Here is an 18,513-nt window from a genome sequence, read left to right as displayed (position 1 = left end):
TTCAGGAGCGTCCTAGGGGCGGTTCCGACGTCGGGCCCGAGCGTCCGGGCCGGCACGGGAAGGCCGGTCAGTCCCGGCCTTCCCGTTCGGATCAGCTGCGCGTGCCGCTGCGCAGGCCGGAGCGGCGACGACCGAAGGCCACGACCGCCGCGACCGCGATGACGGCGACCACGAGCTGGACGAGCAGCTCGAGCCAGTCGATGCCGTCGGTCTGGGTGGGCACGCCCAGGGCCCGGGCCAGGAAGGTGCCGACGAAGGCGGCCACCACGCCGACCACGATGGTCAGCCAGATCGGGATGTCCTGCTTGCCCGGCAGGATCAGGCGCGCGAGGGCGCCGATGATCGCGCCGATGACGATGGCACTGATGATTCCGGTGATGGTCATGTCTGTTCCTTCGAGTTCGTTGATGGCGCGCGGCGAGGCCGCGAGCCGTAGGGATGCTGGTCGGTCGACGCCGACCGGATGACGTCCTCGTCGTGGAGGGGCGGATCGACCGCCGCACACGTCTTCCCGGAGCCTGCGATGGGGGATGTCGCCCGGCTCCGACTCTGCACGGGCCCCCCGTTGTGCTAGGGGTATCGGTCCGGCGGTGTAGCGACGACGTGCCCCGTCGGCGGCTAGAGAAGGTGAGATGAGCACCTGGCCGGGCGGCGGAACGCGCAGGCCGGACGAGAGATCCGCATGGGCTACCCGACCGACGCTACACGTGATCGGGGCGGCGTCCCGACCATCGCCGGGGCGATGACGCCGCCACCTCGGGGATCCCCGGACCGGACGAGCGGGCCGGACGACAGGGGGCTCCACCGATCGATGGAGCGCCGGATCGCCCGTGGCATCGACCACCCGGACGACGGTGCCGGACCCCGGAGTGGCGGACAATAACTGGTGTTCAAGCGATTTCGCCCCCGCGGCCGGGCCTGGTGGGCCGGGCCCGGCGGTGCACTGAGCACCCGCCACCGGAAGATGTGAGGATCTGCCCATGCCCGCGACTCGTCTCGCCGCCTATGTCGATCAGCGCGGTCCGGCCGACTCGATCCGGCTGGGCCGCCTGCCCGTGCCCGAGCTCGGCCCGGACGACGTGCTGGTCGCAGTCACCGCCGTCTCGGTGAACCCGGTCGACACCTACGTGCGCAGCGGCCGGTACGACACGCCCATCCCGCTGCCGTTCATCGTGGGCCGTGATCTGGTCGGCACCGTCGCCGAGATCGGTTCAGCGGTCAGGGATCTGGCTGTGGGCGACCCGGTCTGGGCGAACAGTCTGGGGCACGCCGGGCGGCAGGGCGCGGCGACCGAGCTGGCCGTGGTCGCCCGCGATCGGCTGTACCGGCTGCCGGCCGGGGTCGACCCCGAGCTGGCCGTCGCCGTCGCCCACCCCGCCGTCACCGCCTACCTGGGCTGGTTCCTGCGGGCCAGGATCCGGCCGGGCTGGACGGTCTTCGTCGGCGGCGGGGCCGGCAATGTCGGCATCGCCGCCATCGAGATGGCCACGCGGGCCGGGGTCCGGGTGATCGCCTCGGCCCGCGACGACCATGCCGACCGCTGCCGGGCGGCCGGGGCCCAGGCGGTCGTCGACTATCGCGCCGCCGACCTGGCCGAGCGCATCCGGTCGGCCGCCCCGAACGGCGTCGACGTCTACTGGGACACCTCCGGGACCAACGACACCGCGGTCGCCGCCGACGTGCTGCGACCCGGCGGCCGGATGCTGGTCACCGCTGCCCGCTCCCCGGTCACGGTGAACCTGGCTCCCCTGTACACCCACGACGTCACCATCGACGGGTTCGTGATCAGCCGGGCCTCGGCCGCCGAGTTCGCCCAGGCCGCCGAGCTGATCAACGCGATGCTGGCGGCCGGCGAGTTGACGACCCGGATCACCGACCGGCTGCCGTTGGCCCAGGCCGCGCAGGCGCACGCGCGGATGGAGTCCGGGCCGGTGGACGGCCGGCTGCTGCTGCTGGTGTGACCAGCGGCGCACCCACGCGGAGTGAGGTCCGGGAGTAGCCTGTTCTGTCCGGCTTGCGCGAGCGCAAGCACCGGTGAAACGGAAGGTCCCGCGTGTCAGACTCCGACAACCCGTCCCCGGACGGCCCCCCGGCCGGTCGCTCCCCGGCGGACACCATCGAGGTCGAACCCGCCGCCGATCCGGTGGCGCAGGAGCAGGCGGTCATCGACGTCCTGTACCGGCGGCTGGACGACCTGCGCGCCGAACGGGTCGAGCTGCGCGATCGCTACATCAGCCGCAGCGACAACACCCCCGGTGGGCGGGTCGAACGCGACCTGGCCTACGCCAACCACGCGGCCGCCGTGGTCGCGCTGAACGCAGCCGAGGACCGGCTGTGTTTCGGCCGGATCGACCGGACCGACGGCGAGTCGATGCACATCGGCCGGATGGGCATCTTCGACGACGAGGGCGATCACCGGCAGCTGCTGATGGACTGGCGGGCGCCGTCGGCGCGGCCGTTCTACGTGGCCACCGCGGCCAACCCGCTGGGGCTGCGCCGGCGCCGCTACATCACCACCCGGCGCCGGCGGGTCGAATCGGCCAATGACGAGTACCTGGACCTGACCGATCCGCAGGCGCTGGCCGCGGCCCGCGCCTCCGGTTCCGGGCCGGCCGGGGAAGCCGAGCTGCTGGCCGCCCTGCGTGCGCCCCGCACCGGCCGGATGTCGGACATCGTGGCCACCATCCAGGCCGAGCAGGACCGGATCATCCGGACCGAGCTGGCCGGGATCCTGGTGGTGCAGGGGGGGCCGGGCACCGGCAAGACCGCGGTCGCGCTGCACCGGGCCGCGTACCTGCTCTACAACCACCGCGAGCAGCTGCAGCAGCGCGGCGTGCTGATCATCGGGCCGAACCGCACCTTCCTGACCTACATCGGTCAGGTGCTGCCGGCCCTGGGTGAGAACGCGGTCGTGCTGTCCACCATCGGCGACCTGTTCCCCGGGGTGTCCGCCCAGGCGATCGAGGACCCGGACACCTCCCGGGTCAAGGGGCGCACGGCGATGACCACGGTCATCGCCAACGCGGTCCTGCACCGCCAGGCACTGCCCCGGACGCCGATCGCCGTGCCGTTCGACGGGGCCCCACAGAGTCGGCTGGTGCTCGACGGCGCCATCCTGACGCCCGCCCGGGACCGGGCCTGGGCCTCCCGCCGACCGCACAACCAGGCCCGCCCGGTGTTCCTGCGCCGGGTGATCGACGGCCTGGTCCGGCAGGTCGCGGCCCGGCTGGGCACCGGGCCCGACGGCCAGAGCCTGGCCACCCCGGACGATCTGGACGCGATCCGGCAGGACCTGATGGAACACGACGGGCTGCGGGTGGCCCTGCGCGACCTGTGGCCGGCACTGACCGCGCCCCGGCTGCTCGCCGACCTGCTCGGTTCGGCGTCCCGGCTCGAGTTCGCCGCCGAGAGCCTGTCCCCGCGCGACCGGGCGCTGCTGCTGCGCGCGGACGATCCGGCCGCCTGGACCGCCGCCGACGTGCCGCTGCTGGACGAGGCGGCCGAGCTATTGGGCACCCTGCCGGCCTCGACCACCGCGGCCGACGCGGACGACCGGTACGCGGCCGAGGTGCTCGACCTGCTCGGTGCCAACGACGACCTGGATCCCGAGGACGTCGGGTTGCACAGCATGGTCGGCATGGTCAACGCGCAGACGCTGTCCCGGCTGCACGAGGAGGTGGCCGACTGGACCTCCACCGCGGAGCGGGCCGCCGCCGACCGGGAGTGGACGTTCGGGCACGTCATCGTGGACGAGGCGCAGGAGCTCTCGGCGATGGCCTGGCGAATGGTGATGCGGCGCTGCCCGATGCGGTCGATGACCCTGGTCGGCGATCTGGCCCAGACCAGCGATCCGGCCGGCGCGCTGTCCTGGTCGCGGATGCTGCGCCCGTACGTGCGGGGGCGTTTCCAGGTCGAGGAGCTGACGGTGAACTACCGCACCCCGGCCGAGATCATGACCGTGGCCGAGCCGGTGCTGATGGCGATCGATCCGAACCTGACGGCGCCGCGCTCGGTGCGGGAGGCGGGCATCCGCCCGACGCATCGCCGGGTAGCCTCGGCCGATCTGGCCGCCCAGGTGGTCGACCTGGTCCGCGAGGAGGACGACGAGCCGGGCACGATCGCGGTGCTGGTGCCCCGGGCCCGGTACGCCGCGGTCGCCGAGGCGGTCGAGCAGGCCCGCACCGGCGCCCCCGGCACCGCCTCGGCCAATGCGCAACCGTCGCTGTTCGAGACCATCGACCCGGCCCCGGACCTGCGCCGGCACGTCGTCGTGCTGACCGTCATGCAGGCCAAGGGCCTGGAGTTCGACAGCGTGATCGTCGCCGACCCGGCCGGCATCATCGCCGAGTCCGGGCGCGGCCTGTCCGATCTGTACGTGGCGCTGACCCGGACCACCCAGCGGCTCACCGTCGTGCACACCGGCGAGCTGCCGTCGGTGCTGGCCCGGCTGCGCGAACCCGCCGCCTGAGGTGGGCCGGGCCGCCCCACTCCCCCCGCAGTTGATCATGGCGATCTCTGTCGCTCGCTCGGCGTGTCGCCGGCGAGTCGAACAGAGATCGCCATGATCAACTCGGAACGGGGCACGCGGGTACTGCAGCCCGGGTAATGCAGCGCGCGGGTGCGGCGGCCGTTACAGGATGTGCAGCATCTCCTGGTAGGTCGGCAGCGGCCAGGTGTCGTCGGCCACCAGGCCCTCGAGCTCGTCGGCGGCGGCGCGGACGGCGGCCATGGCCGGGATGAGCTTTTCCATCGCGTAGACCGCCTCCTCCATCGAGGACTCGCCGGCGTGGATGCCCAGGGCGGTCTCCAGCCCGGTGATGCCGCTGGTCAGCGCCCCGACGGAGGCGGTGATGGCGTCCAGGGTGGGCGAGTCGAAGGACATGCCGATGGCCTTGAGGTTCATCGCCGCGCCGGCCAGCTCACCCTGGTAGCGGATGGCCGCCGGCAGGATCTTGGTCTTGGCGATCTCCAGCGTCTCGGACGCCTCGAGCATCACCGAGAGCGCGTACTGCTCCAGGTAGACCTCGAGCCGGCTGGCCAGCTCCCGGTTGGACAGCACCCCGTACTTCTCGAACAGGTCCTTGACCTCGGGCCGGTCGAACTGGGGCAGCGCGTCGACGGTGGTCTTGAGGTTGGGCAGGCCGCGCTCGGCCGCCTCCACCTGCCAGGCGTCGGCGTAGCCGTCACCGTTGAACACCACGGCGCCGTGCTCGGTGATGATGTCCTTGAGCACCTTCTGCACCGCGGCGTCGAACTCCATGCCGCCCTCGATCAGGGCCTCCAACTCGGTGGCGATGTAGTCCAGCGAGTCGGCCAGGATCGTGTTGATCGCGACCATCGGTCCGGAGATCGACTGCGAGGAACCGGGCGCGCGGAACTCGAACCGGTTGCCGGTGAAGGCGAACGGGCTGGTCCGGTTGCGGTCGCCCGGATCGGCCTTGAATGGCGGCAGGGTGTCCACACCCAGGGTCAGCGTGCCGGCCGGCTTGGAGCCGGTCAGCGCGCCCGCGGCGATCTGGTCGAACACATCGGCCAGCTGCTCGCCCAGGAAGATCGAGATGATCGCCGGCGGGGCCTCGTTGGCGCCCAGCCGGTGGTCGTTGCGGGCCGAGGCGACGACGGCGCGGAGCACGCCGCCGTACTTGTGCACGCCCCGGATGACGGCCGCGCAGAACACCAGGAACTGCACGTTCTCGTGCGGGGTGTCGCCCGGGTTGAGCAGGTTGCCCTGGTTGCCGTTGCCGATGGAGAAGTTGACGTGCTTGCCCGAGCCGTTGACGCCGGCGAACGGCTTCTCGTGCAGCAGGCACTCCATGCCGTAGCGCTGCGCCACCCGCTGCAGGGTGGTCATCATCAGCTGCTGGTGGTCGTGGGCCAGGTTGGCCTTCTCGAACAGCGGAGCGATCTCGAATTGGCCCGGGGCGACCTCGTTGTGCCGGGTCTTGGCCAGGATGCCCTGCTTGAACAGCTCCCGGTCCACCTCGATCATGAACGCCAGCACCCGCTCCGGGATGGCGCCGAAGTAGTGGTCGTCGAACTGCTGGCCCTTGGCCGGCTTGGCGCCGAACAGGGTCCGGCCGCTGGACATCAGGTCCGGGCGGGAGAAGTAGAAATGCCGGTCGATCAGGAAGTACTCCTGCTCGGCCCCGGCGTAGGACACGACGGTGTCGATGTCGTCGTGGCCGAACAGCGTGAGCACGCGGGCGGCCTGCTTGCTCATCGCCTGCTGCGAGCGCAGCAGCGGGGTCTTCTTGTCCAGCGCCTCACCGGTCCAGGAGATGAACACGGTGGGGATGCACAGGGTGTTGCCGTTCGGGTTCTCCAGGATGTACGCCGGGCTGGTGACGTCCCATCCGGTGTACCCGCGGGCCTCGAACGTGTTGCGGATGCCGCCGTTGGGGAAGCTGGAGGCGTCCGGCTCGCCCTGGATCAGCGTCTTGCCCGCGAACTCGGCCATGGAGGCGCCGCTGTCCTCGGGCGAGAGGAACGAGTCGTGCTTCTCGGCGGTCAGCCCGGTCAGCGGGTAGAACACGTGCGCGTAGTGCGACGCACCGTTCTCCAGGGCCCAGTCCTTCATCGCCGAGGCGACGACGTCGGCCACCGTCGGGTCCAGCGGCGTGCCCTTGTCGATGGTCGACATGACCGACTTGTAGACCGACTTGGGCAACCGCGACTTCATCACCGCGGGGCTGAACGTGTTGCGGCCGAACAGCTCTCCCAGCGGCTCGGTGAAGTCCTTATCGGGCACCTGATACCCGGTGACCGCGTTGATCGCCTGGCGACGTGACTGACTACCGCTCATACTGTGATCTCCTGAGGGTCATCCCGACCCACCGTGCGCAGGCCGTCGGCGCACGGGACCACCGGGCCCAGTGCGCCGACCGACGGTCGCACCCGCCCGTCACGCGGGTGTTTCGACTTCCTTATCGGCGGGAAAACACTGTTTTCGCCATTCGGGCGATCAGGAGCCCCGCCGGACCCGCACGCCGGCCACCCACCACGGCCAGGGCCGGGCGGTCACTGAGCGGTCACTGGGCGGGGAGCAGCTCGTCGATCAGGGCCAGCACCCGGGTGCGGATGTCGTCCCGGATGGGTCGGACACTGTCGATCCCCTGCCCGGCCGGGTCGTCCAGTTTCCAATCCTCGTAGCGTTTTCCGGGGAAGATCGGGCAGGCGTCGCCGCAGCCCATGGTGATGACGACATCCGAGGCCTGCACCGCGTCGGTGGTCAGGATCTTGGGCTGCTGGTCGGCGATGTCGACTCCGACCTCGGCCATGGCCTGCACCGCGACCGGGTTGACCTGGTCCGCGGGCATCGATCCGGCCGAGCGGACCTCCACCTGACCGTGCGCGAGGGCGGTGAGAAATCCGGCGGCCATCTGCGAGCGGCCGGCGTTGTGCACGCACACGAAAAGGACACTGGGCCGGTCGGACATGGCCGCCTCCATCGGGTCAAGATCGGCCACGGGTTGGCCTGAGCAAGTATCTCAACGATACTTGAGTCAATTGTCATGGAGGTGATCGATGGATGAACAGCTGACCCGGCGGGCCCGGATGCACGCCGCGCTGGGCGAGCCGGCCCGGTTGGCGATCGTGGATCGTTTACTCCCGGGGGACGCCTCGCCCGGCGAGCTGGGCGCCGCGCTCGGTCTGCCGACGAACCTGCTCGCCCATCACCTGCGGGTGCTGCAGGACGCCGGGGTGATCGGCCGCGTCCAGTCCGAGGGCGACCGGCGCCGGACCTATGTGCAGCTGCGGCTGGACGATCCGCTGGTCCAGGCCCTGGCCCGACCGATCGACCCGGCGAGCCGGGTCCCGCTGCCCACCGGACCCCGTGTGGTGTTCGTCTGCACGCACAACTCCGCCCGTTCCCAGCTGGCCGCCGCGAGCTGGGCCCGGGTCAGCGAAATCCCGGTGGCCTGCGCCGGAACTCATCCGGCGCCACGGGTGCATCCCGGCGCGGTCGCCGCGGGCCGCCGACACGGCCTGCGGCTGGGGCGAGCCCGCACCGCGCACATCGACGAGGTCGTGCAGCCGGCCGATCTGGTGGTGGCCGTCTGCGACAGCGCGCACGAGGAGCTCGACCCGGCCCGGCCCCGGCTGCACTGGTCGATCCCGGATCCGGTGCGGGTCGGGACCGATGCGGCGTTCGACGCCGCCTGTGACGAGATCGACCGTCGCGTCCGCACTCTGGCCGCCGACTGAGGTCCTACGAGCCGGCCGGCCGGGGCGTACGGGCCCGGATGATCGCCGCGTGCAGCCCCGGTGCGGCCTCGTGGGTGAAGGTCACGTCGGCGTCGACGAAGCCGGCGGCGGCCAGCCCGTCCAGGTACTCCTGGCGGGACAGCGCACCGGCGATGCAGCCGACGTAGGAGCCGCGTTCGGCCCGGTCGGCGACGCTGAGATGGTCCTCGGCGACCACGTCGGAGATGCCGATCCGACCACCCGGGGCCAGCACCCGGAACATCTCGGCCAGCACCGCGGGCTTGTCCACGGACAGGTTGATCACGCAGTTGGAGATCACCACGTCGACCGCGGCGTCCGGCAACGGGATGTCCTCGATGTGCCCCTTGACGAACTCCACGTTGGCGGCGCCGGCCTTGGCCGCGTTCGCCCTGGCCAGCACCAGCATCTCGTCGGTCATGTCCAGCCCGTAGGCGAACCCCGTCGGCCCGACCCGCTTCGCGGACAGCAGCACGTCGATCCCGCCCCCCGAGCCGAGGTCGAGCACCCGCTCCCCGGCCCGGAGCTCGGCGACGGCCAGCGGGTTCCCGCAGCCCAGGCTGGCCAGCACCGCCTCCGGCGGCAGCTCCGAGGTCTGCTCCGGCTCGTACCGGCCGGCCCCGAACGGCGCGTCCGGGTCGTCCAGCACGGTCGCCCCGCACCCGCCGCCGCAGCAGTCGGCCGCCCCGGCCGGCGCGGTCACCGCCAGCGCCGCCCGCGCGTACCGGTCCCGCACCTGATCCCGCAGATCCTCATCCACCGTCGCCATCCCGCTCGCCTCCAACACATTGACGTACATCGATATGTCGAGCATGCAGCACACATCGACGACTGTCAATACATCTGGCAGGATGGCTGCGTGACCACGACCCGAGCCCGGCCGGCGCTCCCGCTGACCGATCTGGCGGCCTGCTGCAGCCCGCCCCCCGGGCGGGTCCTGGACCCGGCCGAGGCCGACCGGCTGGCCGGCGTCCTCAAGGCGCTGGCCGAACCCAACCGGCTGCGGCTGGTCTCGATGATCGCGGCGAATGCGGTCGGCGGCGCGACCTGCGTGTGCGATCTGATCGAGCCCCTCGGGTTGAGCCAGCCGACGGTCTCGCATCACCTCAAGGTCCTCACCGACGCCGGGCTCCTGACGCGGGAGCAACGTGGCAAGTGGGCCTACTTCTCACTTATCCCGGGGGCGCTGGCCGCCGTCGCCGCCGCGATCACCCCGGCCGGCGTTCCGGAGTAGGCACCCCGCCCATGCCCGCGCCACGGGCAGAAACCTGCCGTAGCGTCGCGATCATGGGGGGCAGTCAGGGGCGCGAACGGGCGATCGGGTGGTATTGGCCGTCCCGGCTGTACCGGATCGGCGCGACGGTCGTCGGCCTGGTCTGGATCTTCCTCGGTCGGCCACTGGAGTCCGGGGGGCCTGGCCCTGGCTGGCCTCGGGGGTGGCCCTGCTGGCGCTCGCCTGGTGCATTCCGGTCGTCGTTGTCACCGCCACCGAGGTCCGGTGGTCCGGCGGTTCACCACCATCCGCTGGGTCGATGTGACCATGGTCTTCCAGCCGGCTCCGGGGGATCCGATCCGGATCCGGCGAAGCGACGGCAAGCTGTTCGTCCTGCCCGGGGTGGGCCTCGACCGGCTCCCGGAGATCCTCGCCCTGGCCACGCAGGACTCTGCCGAACCCAGGGCCTGACCGGCAGCAGCCCGTGTGACCTGGTCCGAGGGCGTGAGCATGGCGATCGCGATCTTTGTCAACCTGGCCAATCGCGGCCCGGCCCGGTCGACGACCGCCGCCGGCTCGACCCCGGCCCATCCGGAGCCCTGAGTGGGTCAGCGACCGGGCGACGGGCGCGGCCGCAGGCGGATCGCCGGCATCTCCGGGGCCGGCAACGGCCGGCCGGGATAGCCGACCACCCGGCCGAAGCGGGTAACGGGCGCGGAACCGGCGGCGAAAGCGGCGATCTCGTCCTGCCACTGCTGCCGGAACGCGACCACCTCGTCGTGGCTGCGGCCGATGAAGTTCCACCACATGACGATCTCCTCGCGCAGCGGCTCCCCGCCGAGCAGAACCAAGCGGGCCGGGGTGGCCCCGTTGCTCAACGACACCGTGCGGGTGCCGGGCGGCAGGTACGCCATCGCGGCCCGGCCGACGGGCGCACCGTCCACCCGGACGTCCCCGGAGTCGACCAGAAAGCCATGCTCGAACTCGGCGGTCAGCGGCAACTCGGTGCGGGCGCCGGGGGCCAGCACCAGCTCGGCGCCCAGCAACGGCGAGTGCACCGTGGCCGGCGAGGAGAGCCCGAGCCAGGAGCCGATGAACACCCGGCAACGGACGTCACCGTCGCGTGCGTCGTCGGGCACGACGTGCTCGAAGGACGGCGCGATCTGCCGGGCCGCGTCGGGCAGCGCCACCCACAGCTGGACGCCGTGCAGGAGTTGGGTGGCCGGCGTTGACACCTCGGAATGCGAGATCCCCTGGCCGGCGGTCATCAGGTTGAGCTCACCGGGTCGGACCATCGCGTGTGAGCCGAGCGAGTCGCGGTGCTCGATCTCGCCCTCGAACAGCCAGCTCACCGTTTGCAGACCGGTGTGCGGGTGCGGGGCGACGTCCATGCCGCCGCTGTCGGCCACCCGGTCCGGGCCGTAGTGGTCGGCGAAGCACCAGGCCCCGATCAGCGACCGCTGCTTGAGCGGCAGGGTGCGCCGGACCGTCATGGCCCGGATCCCGCCGAGCGGGACGTCCCGGGGTTCGAGAATCTCGACCGGTCCGGCCGCGCCGGAGCCGCTGGCTCCGCTGCGGCAGACGAGTTCGGCGGGGTCGGTTTCGACGTTCGTCATCCCGGCGAGGATAGTCCGATCCGCCCCGGCCGGGCCGGACCCGGCCAGCGGACTCCTGGGCGGACCGCCGCACGGCCCGGCCGGTCGAGCTCAGCCGATGGCCACCCCGGCGTCCAGCATGGTGATCCGCATCAGCAGCGCCGCCTCGGCCCCGATCACCCCGTCGACCAGGGTGAGCAGCCGATCCACGAACGGCCCGCCGTGCGCCGGTTCGACCTGATCGGCCAGGTGATGCGCGAGCTCGTGCAGGATCACCAGCTCCCGCAGGGCCCACCCCGACCCGGTCCGGTACCCCGGCACGGCCATGACCGCCCCGGCCCGTTCGTAGTGCGCCTGGGTGGAGCCGGCCCGCTCGCGCACCCGGACCGGCACCGTCGCCCGCGGCCAGGTGGCGCGCACCCAGCCCAGGTCGAGCACCCGGCGGACGTAAACCTGCACGGCCGGCACCGAGCCGAAACGCCGTTCCGGCGGTAGCACCAGCTGCGACCCGGCGATCTGCACCACCGGGTACTCGGCGGACCGGTCGAAGATCCGGTGCACCAGATGCTCGGCCTCGTAGACCTTGGCCCGCTGGCCGTCGCGGGGCGCCGTCTCAGCCGTCGATCGCCCCACGCTGCCCACCGATCGCCTTCTCCGGGGTCAGCCGCGCCCGCCGCCCGGCCCGATCACCGGCCCGGCGGGAGCGTTCGGCCTGGCCGGCCGCCGCGCGGGTGCCGGACCAGGTGCCGCGGGCCTGCGAGTGGGCCCGGTAGTGATCGGCCAGTTCGACCTCGCGGTTGCGCAGGACCAACGCCACCCCACGACCCTGCTCGTCCGGCTGCTCGGCGATCAGCTGCTGTTCGGTCTCCTGCCGCGCCTGGGCCAGGCGGGCGGCGATGCGGTGCGCGAAGGCCTGTTGGAAGTTGATCCGCGCGGTGGTGGCGTGCACCGGCTTCTCCACGTACTGGTACTCCTGCCGCCACCCGCCGGACCGGCCGGGGGTCGTCACCGCGACCCGTTTGATCACCTTCTCCACGGCGTAGTCACCGGACTTGATGTACGCGTCGGAGGCCCGGACCATCTGCACCACCAGCGAGGCGTACAGGGTCTGCGCCATGTCGATGTCGGTGTCGAAGCCGAACGCATGCACCCGGGTCGAATCGCGGGCGATGTCGCAGGTCAGGTTGTTGGCCCGGCCGATGGCCAGGAACAGCTCGACGTAGGTGCGCAGCCCGCGCTTGCCGGACTCACCGATCACGATGGCCCGCTGGGTCGGGACCGGCCGCCGTTCCTGCCGCTGGGTATGCGAGCGGGCCATCGCCAGGTCGACCGAGGCCAGCGTGGCCAGCCGCTGCGCCGCCTGCAGAAAGGCGTCCGCCTCGTGGTCGTTGTCGGTCCCCTCGGCCTTGCGCAGCAGCGCGGCGATCCGGGCCAGGTCCTTCTCGCTCAACGCCGGTCACCACCACTGATCGGATCCTGCCGCCGCCCGCTCATCCCTCGCCTCATCCCCGATCGGTCGCACCCACCCGGTGGTTTCCGGGTCGCCGACAGCCTGCCATCGGGCACCGACAGTACCGATCACACGTTCGAAGACCGGTCCGCCAAACTCCGCCGACCGCGCCGAGCGTAATGGCCGGGCCCGCCCGAACCGGAGCTCTCCGGGTTACAGGGTCGCGCCGGTCCGGGACAGCGACTCCCGCCACAGCGTCGCCCGGATCGCCGGGTCGTCGTGCTGCCACGGCAGGTAGTGGGTCGGACGGACCCGCCGGTCGTGCCAGAAGCGGCCGGACGACCGGCTCGGCTCGGCCGCCGCGACCAACCAGACGATGGTGTCCGCGCCCTGGTCGGGGGTGCGCAGGATGGGCTTGGCGACCTTGTCGAACCCGGGCAGCGAGTCGGTGACGCCCGGGGTCTGCGCCCAACCCGGATGCATGCTGTGCACGACCGGGTCGTCGATCCGGTCGAAGGTCAGGGCGAGCTGCTCGGTCAGGGTCACCTGCATCCGCTTCGTCCGGGCGTAGGCCCGCACACCCTTGTACTCGCCCTGGCTGGAATCGAAGTCGTCGGACAGGGCGGCGCTGTACATCCCGCCCGAGGACACGAACACCACCCGGCCGTCGCCGTCGGCGGCCAGCAGCGGCCGCAGCTCGGTGGTCAGCAGCAACGGTCCCAGCACGTGGGTGGCGAAGGCGAGCTCGTTCCCCTCGTCGGTCAGGGTGCGCTCGGGCGGCATCAGACCCGCGCAGTGCACCAGTCCGTGCAGGTCGGTCAACTCCTCGCGCAGGGTCGCGGCGAGCGCGCGCACCGAGCCGAGGTCGCTGATGTCGGCCTCCCGAACGACCAGCTCGGCGTCCGGCACCGCCGCTCGGATCCGGTCGGCGGCCGACTCCAGCCGCGCGGCCTTGCGTCCCACCATCTGGATCCGGGCGCCCAGCGCCGCCAACCCCTGCGCGGCCGCCGCACCGAGGCCGGAGCTGGCCCCGGTGACCACCACGTCGACCCGGCGGGCGAAGGGGACCGGGTCGGCCGGCCACCAGTGCCGGCGCGCCGCCACCCCGATCTTGCTGTAACCGGGCACGACGAGGGCGTCGAGCACCCGGTCGGCCGCCCCGGTCAGGGCCTGCGGTATCCGTGCCATGCCACGATCCTTACCCAGTCGCCGTTGCGCTCACGCTGGCGCGTGCGCCACCAGGCTTACCGGACCCGCCGGGCGGCCGGATGCGCGGGTCAGCCGGCGCTGCGCCGCATCGACCGGATGCCGACCGCCAGCCCGACGGCCACGGTGCCCAGGGCCGCCACCCAGCCCCAGGCCGCGGCCGCGGACCCGACGTCGCCGGCGAACAGCGCGCGTTCGGCGTTGACCAGGTAGGTCAGCGGGTTGAACTTGGCGGCCACCTGCATCCAGCCCGGCCCGGTCTCCAGCGGCAGCAGCATGCCGGACAGGATCATCAGCGGGAAGATCACCGTCTGCTGCACGGCCCAGAACATCCACTCCTGCTTGCGGACGGCGATGGCCAGGGCGTAGCTCAGCGAGCCGATGCCGATGCCGAACACGGCCAGCAGCAGGAACCCGACGAGGGCGCCGGCCGGGTACAGGGTGAACCCGAACGGGATCATCACCGCCACGATGATCACCGCCTGCGCGGCCAGCGGAGCCATCTCCTTCAGCGCGCGGCCGATCAGCAGCGACGGCCGGGACAGCGGCGTCACCAGCATCCGTTCGTGCGCCCCGGTCTGGAACTCGAACAGCAGGTTGGCGCCCACGGTGGTGGTGCCGAACAGGGCCGTCATCACCAGGATCGAGGGCACGAACCACTGCCAGACGCTGTCCCCGACGGTGGTCTGCGCCTGCCCGCCGAGTGATCCGACCAGCAACGGCCCGAACAGGGCCAGGAAGACCAGCGGCTGGATCATCCCGAAGATGACCGAGAACGGGTCCCGCAGCACCGGTCGCAATTCGCGGGTCATCACCAGGTGGGTGTCGCGGACCAGCTTGCGCGCGCCGCCGACGGGTGGCGTCGCGGTGGCCGGGGTCGATGTGGTGGTGGTGGTGGGGGCGCTCATGCGGCCGGGCTCCTCGTCTCGTCGGTGGGTTGACCGAGTTCGGCCTCCCGCAGGCTGCGTCCGGTCAGGGACAGGAAGACGTCGTCCAGGGTGGGGCGGAACACCTGTGCGCTGGCGACCGTGAGGTCGGCCCGGTCGGCCGCGCGCACCACGTCGGGCAGGGTGCGCGGCCCGTCGGCGACCCGCGCGGTCACGGTGGCCCCGTCGATCACGACGTCCCGGCAGCCGGGCGCCCGGGCGATCAGGGTGGCCAGGTCGGCGACCCGGGCCGGCCCGTCCAGGCCGACCTGCACCCGGTCGCCGGCCAGGTCGGCCTTGAGCGCCTCGGCGGTGTCATCGGCGATCACCTGTCCGTTGTCGACCACGACGACCCGGCCGGCCATCGAGTCGGCCTCGTCGAGGTAGTGGGTGGTCAGCATGATCGTCATCGGGATCGCGGCCCGCTGTCGCATCTGCAGGATGTGGTCCCACAGGTTGGCCCGGTTGTGCGGGTCCAGACCGGTGGACGGCTCGTCCAGGAACAGCAGGGACGGGTTGTGCACCAGGCCCATCGCGACGTCCAACCGGCGCCGCTGGCCGCCCGACAGGCTTGAGACCTTCCGGGTGGCCAGTGCCGTCAGGTCCAGGGCTTCGATCAGCTCACCCGCCCGGCGCCGGGCGGCCCGGCGGTCGAGGCCGTAGATCAGGCCCTGGCTGTACAGCTCGTCGACGGCCCGCTGCATGTGACCGGCACCGTTGCCCTGCCCGACGTACCCGATCAACGAGCGCACCCGGGCCGACTCGGTGACGACGTCGTGCCCGGCCACGCTGGCCGAGCCCGAGGTCGGCTCGATGAGGGTGGTCAGCATCCGCATGGTGGTGGTCTTGCCGGCCCCGTTCGGCCCGAGCACGGCAATCAGCTCGCCGTCCTCGACGTCCAGGCTGATGCCGCGCACGGCGTGCACGGTCTTGATGCGGCTGACCACGAAATCCTTGGTCAGGTTTCGGGTGCGGATCATGCGGGCTCCCGGTGCTCGTGGATGGGTGCTCCCGGACCGCGCCGGGTCGGCGCAGTGGTGGGCGGGACCTGTTCAGCATGACCCTGGTACAGGTCACTTTCTGTCCGCCATTGCGGGCATCCTGATCCTCATGAGCGATGCTCCGGGTACCAGTGGCCGCCTTCTCCGCCTGCTCTCGCTGCTCCAGGCCCGCCGGGACTGGCCCGGTGAGGTGCTGGCGGAGCGGCTCGAGGTCAGCCCGCGGACGGTGCGCCGCGACGTCGACCGGCTCCGCGACCTGGGCTATCCGGTCCGCGCGACGAAGGGACCGGACGGTGGCTACCGGCTGGACGCCGGAGCCGAGCTGCCCCCGCTGCTGTTCGACGACGAGCAGGCGGTGGCCGTCGCCGTGGCGCTGCAGACCGCATCGGCCAGCGTCTCGGGCATCGAGGAGGGCGCCTTGCGGGCGCTGGCCACGGTGCGCCAGGTGATGCCGGCCCGGTTGCGAGGGCGGGTCGACGCCCTGCAGGTCACCGCGGTGCCCACGGACCGGGAGCGGCCCCGGGTGGATTCCACCGTTCTCATCGCCGTCGGCAGCGCGGTCCGGGCTCGTGAGGTGCTCAGATTCGAGTACGAGCGGCCGAATTGGACGGGCGAGGAGCGGGCCGCCGAACCGCCGCGCCGGGTGGAGCCGCATCAGCTGGCCACCTGGAGCGGTCGCTGGTATCTGGTCGGCTGGGATCTGGACCGCCAGGACTGGCGCACCTTCCGGGTGGACCGGATGACCCCGAAGACGCCGACCGGACCCCGGTTCACGCCGCGCGCGCTGCCCGGCGGCGACGTGGCCTCCTACCTGCAGGACGCCTTCCGCGGCCGCGAATGGCCCTGCCGCGGCGAGTTCGTCATCCACGCGCCGGCCGCCGAGGTGCACCCGTGGGCCGGCCGGCAGTCGGTGGTCGAGCCGCTCGGGCCGGAGCTCACCCGGGTGGTCAGCGGGTCCTGGTCGTGGGAACGGCTGGCCGCCTGGGTGTCCTGGTGGGAGGTCCCGGTGGAGATCGTCGGCCCGGACGAGCTCCGCGCGGCCGCCACCCGCCTGGGCCGCCGGTTCCTGGCCGCCGCCGGGTCGTGACCCGGGCATTCGAAGGTCAGCGACCCGACCCCGCTGTTGGCTGCCTGGAACCCTCGGGGGTCCGACAGGTACCCACGACTTCCCTCACCGACCGCCGTCGTCGTGCCGATCGAGCAACGAACACGTGAGTTATGCCATACTTGTTTCGCGACGTGACGAGGTGCAACAAGTATGGCATATCCACTGTTCCATGAGCTCGGACCGGCCCAGGCTCCAATGGTGCTCAGTCAGGCCGACTTCGCTCGGGCGTTCCCCAGCGAGGGGGATTACGTCGAGTTCAAGCAAGGGATCCCGGAGTCCAAGGTCGCAGAGGCCGTCGCTGCGTTCTCCAACGCGAACGGAGGTGTCGTCCTCCTTGGTGTCAACGACACGGGCCGAGTAACCGGCATTGGCTCCGACGGCGAGACACAGGCACGCATCCATCGGGCGGTTGCAGCCGTTCGCGACCCAGGACGATACGAACTACATGTGCTCCAAGTCGAAGATCGTCACGTTCTCGCCCTCGCCGTCCACCGACGGCGCGAAGGCTTTGCGCAGATGCATGACGGACGACTTCTCATACGTCGCGGAGCGATGAACTCTGCCCTCATGGGGAATGAGCTCGCCGTCTTTGTTTCCGGACGCGCTCTGACCCGCTTCGAGCAAACACCTGTCAACACGCTGATCGGAGCGGCCGATCCCAATCTAGTCACGAAACTTATCGAGACCTTCGGCTGGGGATCCGAGGGCACATTGGCGCGATTGTTCGAAGGCGGTTTGATTGACACACCCACCGAACGGAGCCCGCTGACGGTAGCCGGCGCTCTCTACCTCCTTCCCCGGCCCGCCGACGTTCTCGGAAAAGCCTACATCGAGATCTTCCGCTATAGAAATCCGGGCGAGGAGTATGATTCTCGAATAGAATTCTCCGGCCCTGCGGACCAACAGGTCGGAGACGCCACAGAACACATCATGAAAGAACTCGGCTCGGATATCGTCATCCTTGGACTTTACCGCCATGAACTACCACGTATTCCACAACCAGTACTCCGTGAGGCTTTGGCAAATGCAGTTGCCCATCGATCGTACGAAAGCGCACGTCAGTCCATCCGAGTCGAGATTCATCGGGATCGAGTAACCATCAAGTCACCAGGCGGCCTACCCGAACCAGTGACGATCGCCAATATGCGACAACAGAACGCCTCGAGGAACGCTACTGTCATCAGAATCCTACGAGCGATGCGTCTGGCTGAGGACGCTGGGCGCGGTGTCGATGTCATGCAAGATGAGATGGCTGCTGCGATGCTCAACCAGCCGATCTTCGATACCGATGGGCACCATGTCGAGGTTGTACTGCCCTTAGGGAGTGCTGTTTCGCCCCCTGAACGTGCATGGCTGGCAGAGATCGAACGCCGCGGATCCATCCGACCCGACGATCGCCTTTTGCTTGTCCATGCCGCCCGAGGTGAGTTGCTCACCAACACCGTCGCGCGGGAATTGTTAGGGGTGGACAGCACTCATGCGCGAGCGTCTCTGGGTCGATTGAAGGCCATGGGATACGTACAGCAGCACGGAGAGCGCGGGGGCGCCACCTACTCGTTAGCCCACGAGTTGGCACCCCCTCCCGGACTAGGTCTTGCCCAGGACGACCTGCGATCTTTGGTCATTGGCCTTGCCAAGTCGGCTCCAATTACCAACGAATCGGTCCGCGAGCGCACAGGACTTGACCGCGCAGCCGCGCTTCGGCTCTTGTCGGAGCTCACCAACGACGGCCTTCTTGTTCGGCATGGTTCCCGTCGTGGAACCTTCTACACGCTCGCCGAGAAGTAGCCA

The 18,513-nt window shown here is 70.9% G+C and carries 17 protein-coding genes; 7 read left to right on the top strand and 10 right to left on the bottom strand.

The annotated features are described in order from the left end of the window. Positions 1-91: 91 nt before the first annotated feature. Complete coding sequence (locus NAMU_RS00545) at positions 92-385, bottom strand: GlsB/YeaQ/YmgE family stress response membrane protein (RefSeq protein ID WP_012814019.1); 294 nt, start codon at positions 383-385, stop codon at positions 92-94. Between the two features lie 595 nt (positions 386-980). Here NAMU_RS00545 and NAMU_RS00540 point away from each other — a divergent pair. Both NAMU_RS00540 and NAMU_RS00535 read left to right on the top strand, forming a co-directional pair. Next, entirely contained in the window at positions 981-1,961 is a 981-nt protein-coding gene (locus tag NAMU_RS00540) for an NADPH:quinone reductase (RefSeq protein ID WP_012814018.1), read from the top strand. Positions 1,962-2,053: 92 nt separating this feature from the next. After that, positions 2,054-4,468 carry a HelD family protein gene (locus NAMU_RS00535; protein WP_012814017.1) on the top strand — a complete coding sequence of 805 codons (2,415 nt, stop codon included), beginning with the start codon at positions 2,054-2,056 and terminating at the stop codon, positions 4,466-4,468. Between the two features lie 162 nt (positions 4,469-4,630). Here NAMU_RS00535 and NAMU_RS00530 read toward each other — a convergent pair whose 3' ends face one another. Together NAMU_RS00530 and NAMU_RS00525 are read right to left on the bottom strand one after the other, a co-directional pair. Further along, positions 4,631-6,802, bottom strand: a complete 2,172-nt coding sequence (locus NAMU_RS00530; protein WP_012814016.1) for a glutamine synthetase III family protein — start codon at positions 6,800-6,802, stop codon at positions 4,631-4,633. A gap of 226 nt (positions 6,803-7,028) precedes the next feature. Beyond that, positions 7,029-7,436 carry an arsenate reductase ArsC gene (locus NAMU_RS00525; protein ID WP_012814015.1) on the bottom strand — a complete coding sequence of 136 codons (408 nt, stop codon included), beginning with the start codon at positions 7,434-7,436 and terminating at the stop codon, positions 7,029-7,031. Between the two features lie 88 nt (positions 7,437-7,524). Between NAMU_RS00525 and NAMU_RS00520 the strand changes: the two genes are divergently transcribed. Next, the gene (locus NAMU_RS00520; protein WP_012814014.1) at positions 7,525-8,205 is read left to right on the top strand and encodes an arsenate reductase/protein-tyrosine-phosphatase family protein; all 681 of its coding nucleotides are present in this window, start codon (positions 7,525-7,527) and stop codon (positions 8,203-8,205) included. 4 nt (positions 8,206-8,209) lie between these two features. Here NAMU_RS00520 and arsM read toward each other — a convergent pair whose 3' ends face one another. Further along, on the bottom strand, positions 8,210-8,992 hold the full coding sequence (gene arsM / locus NAMU_RS00515; RefSeq protein ID WP_012814013.1) for an arsenite methyltransferase: 783 nt from the start codon (positions 8,990-8,992) through the stop codon (positions 8,210-8,212). Between the two features lie 90 nt (positions 8,993-9,082). Between arsM and NAMU_RS00510 the strand changes: the two genes are divergently transcribed. Both NAMU_RS00510 and NAMU_RS00505 read left to right on the top strand, forming a co-directional pair. Then, positions 9,083-9,457, top strand: coding sequence for an ArsR/SmtB family transcription factor (locus tag NAMU_RS00510; protein WP_012814012.1), 375 nt, complete (start codon positions 9,083-9,085; stop codon positions 9,455-9,457). Positions 9,458-9,721: 264 nt separating this feature from the next. Continuing rightward, positions 9,722-9,907 (top strand): hypothetical protein, encoded by a 186-nt coding sequence (locus tag NAMU_RS00505; RefSeq protein ID WP_012814011.1) that lies wholly within the window; start codon positions 9,722-9,724, stop codon positions 9,905-9,907. Positions 9,908-10,044: 137 nt separating this feature from the next. Here the strand turns inward: NAMU_RS00505 and NAMU_RS00500 are convergent, their stop codons facing one another. The 6 genes from NAMU_RS00500 to NAMU_RS00475 form a co-directional block, all read right to left on the bottom strand. Continuing rightward, on the bottom strand, positions 10,045-11,052 hold the full coding sequence (locus NAMU_RS00500) for a pirin family protein (RefSeq protein ID WP_012814009.1): 1,008 nt from the start codon (positions 11,050-11,052) through the stop codon (positions 10,045-10,047). A gap of 90 nt (positions 11,053-11,142) precedes the next feature. Next, positions 11,143-11,673: a TIGR04338 family metallohydrolase gene (locus NAMU_RS00495; RefSeq protein ID WP_012814008.1), complete on the bottom strand. Its 531-nt coding sequence runs from the start codon at positions 11,671-11,673 to the stop codon at positions 11,143-11,145. Next, complete coding sequence (locus NAMU_RS00490; protein WP_012814007.1) at positions 11,645-12,481, bottom strand: DUF2786 domain-containing protein; 837 nt, start codon at positions 12,479-12,481, stop codon at positions 11,645-11,647. Before NAMU_RS00490 ends, NAMU_RS00495 begins: the two co-directional genes overlap by 29 nt. A 213-nt stretch (positions 12,482-12,694) precedes the next feature. Then, positions 12,695-13,669, bottom strand: a complete 975-nt coding sequence (locus NAMU_RS00485; protein WP_012814006.1) for an SDR family NAD(P)-dependent oxidoreductase — start codon at positions 13,667-13,669, stop codon at positions 12,695-12,697. Positions 13,670-13,758: 89 nt separating this feature from the next. Beyond that, positions 13,759-14,595, bottom strand: a complete 837-nt coding sequence (locus NAMU_RS00480) for an ABC transporter permease (protein ID WP_083785584.1) — start codon at positions 14,593-14,595, stop codon at positions 13,759-13,761. Beyond that, positions 14,592-15,593, bottom strand: a complete 1,002-nt coding sequence (locus NAMU_RS00475) for an ATP-binding cassette domain-containing protein (RefSeq protein WP_012814004.1) — start codon at positions 15,591-15,593, stop codon at positions 14,592-14,594. Before NAMU_RS00475 ends, NAMU_RS00480 begins: the two co-directional genes overlap by 4 nt. Positions 15,594-15,723: 130 nt before the next feature. On the opposite strand from NAMU_RS00475, the gene NAMU_RS00470 reads away from it, so the two are divergent. Together NAMU_RS00470 and NAMU_RS27975 are read left to right on the top strand one after the other, a co-directional pair. Then, entirely contained in the window at positions 15,724-16,701 is a 978-nt protein-coding gene (locus NAMU_RS00470; RefSeq protein WP_012814003.1) for a helix-turn-helix transcriptional regulator, read from the top strand. Positions 16,702-16,872: 171 nt separating this feature from the next. Then, a complete protein-coding gene (locus NAMU_RS27975) occupies positions 16,873-18,510 on the top strand; it encodes an ATP-binding protein (protein ID WP_012814002.1) in 1,638 nt (545 codons plus the stop codon). The last annotated feature ends 3 nt before the right edge of the window (positions 18,511-18,513 follow it).

This window comes from Nakamurella multipartita DSM 44233 (assembly GCF_000024365.1).
Taxonomy (GTDB): domain Bacteria; phylum Actinomycetota; class Actinomycetes; order Mycobacteriales; family Nakamurellaceae; genus Nakamurella; species Nakamurella multipartita.
This window is presented reverse-complemented; position numbering and strand designations above follow the sequence as displayed.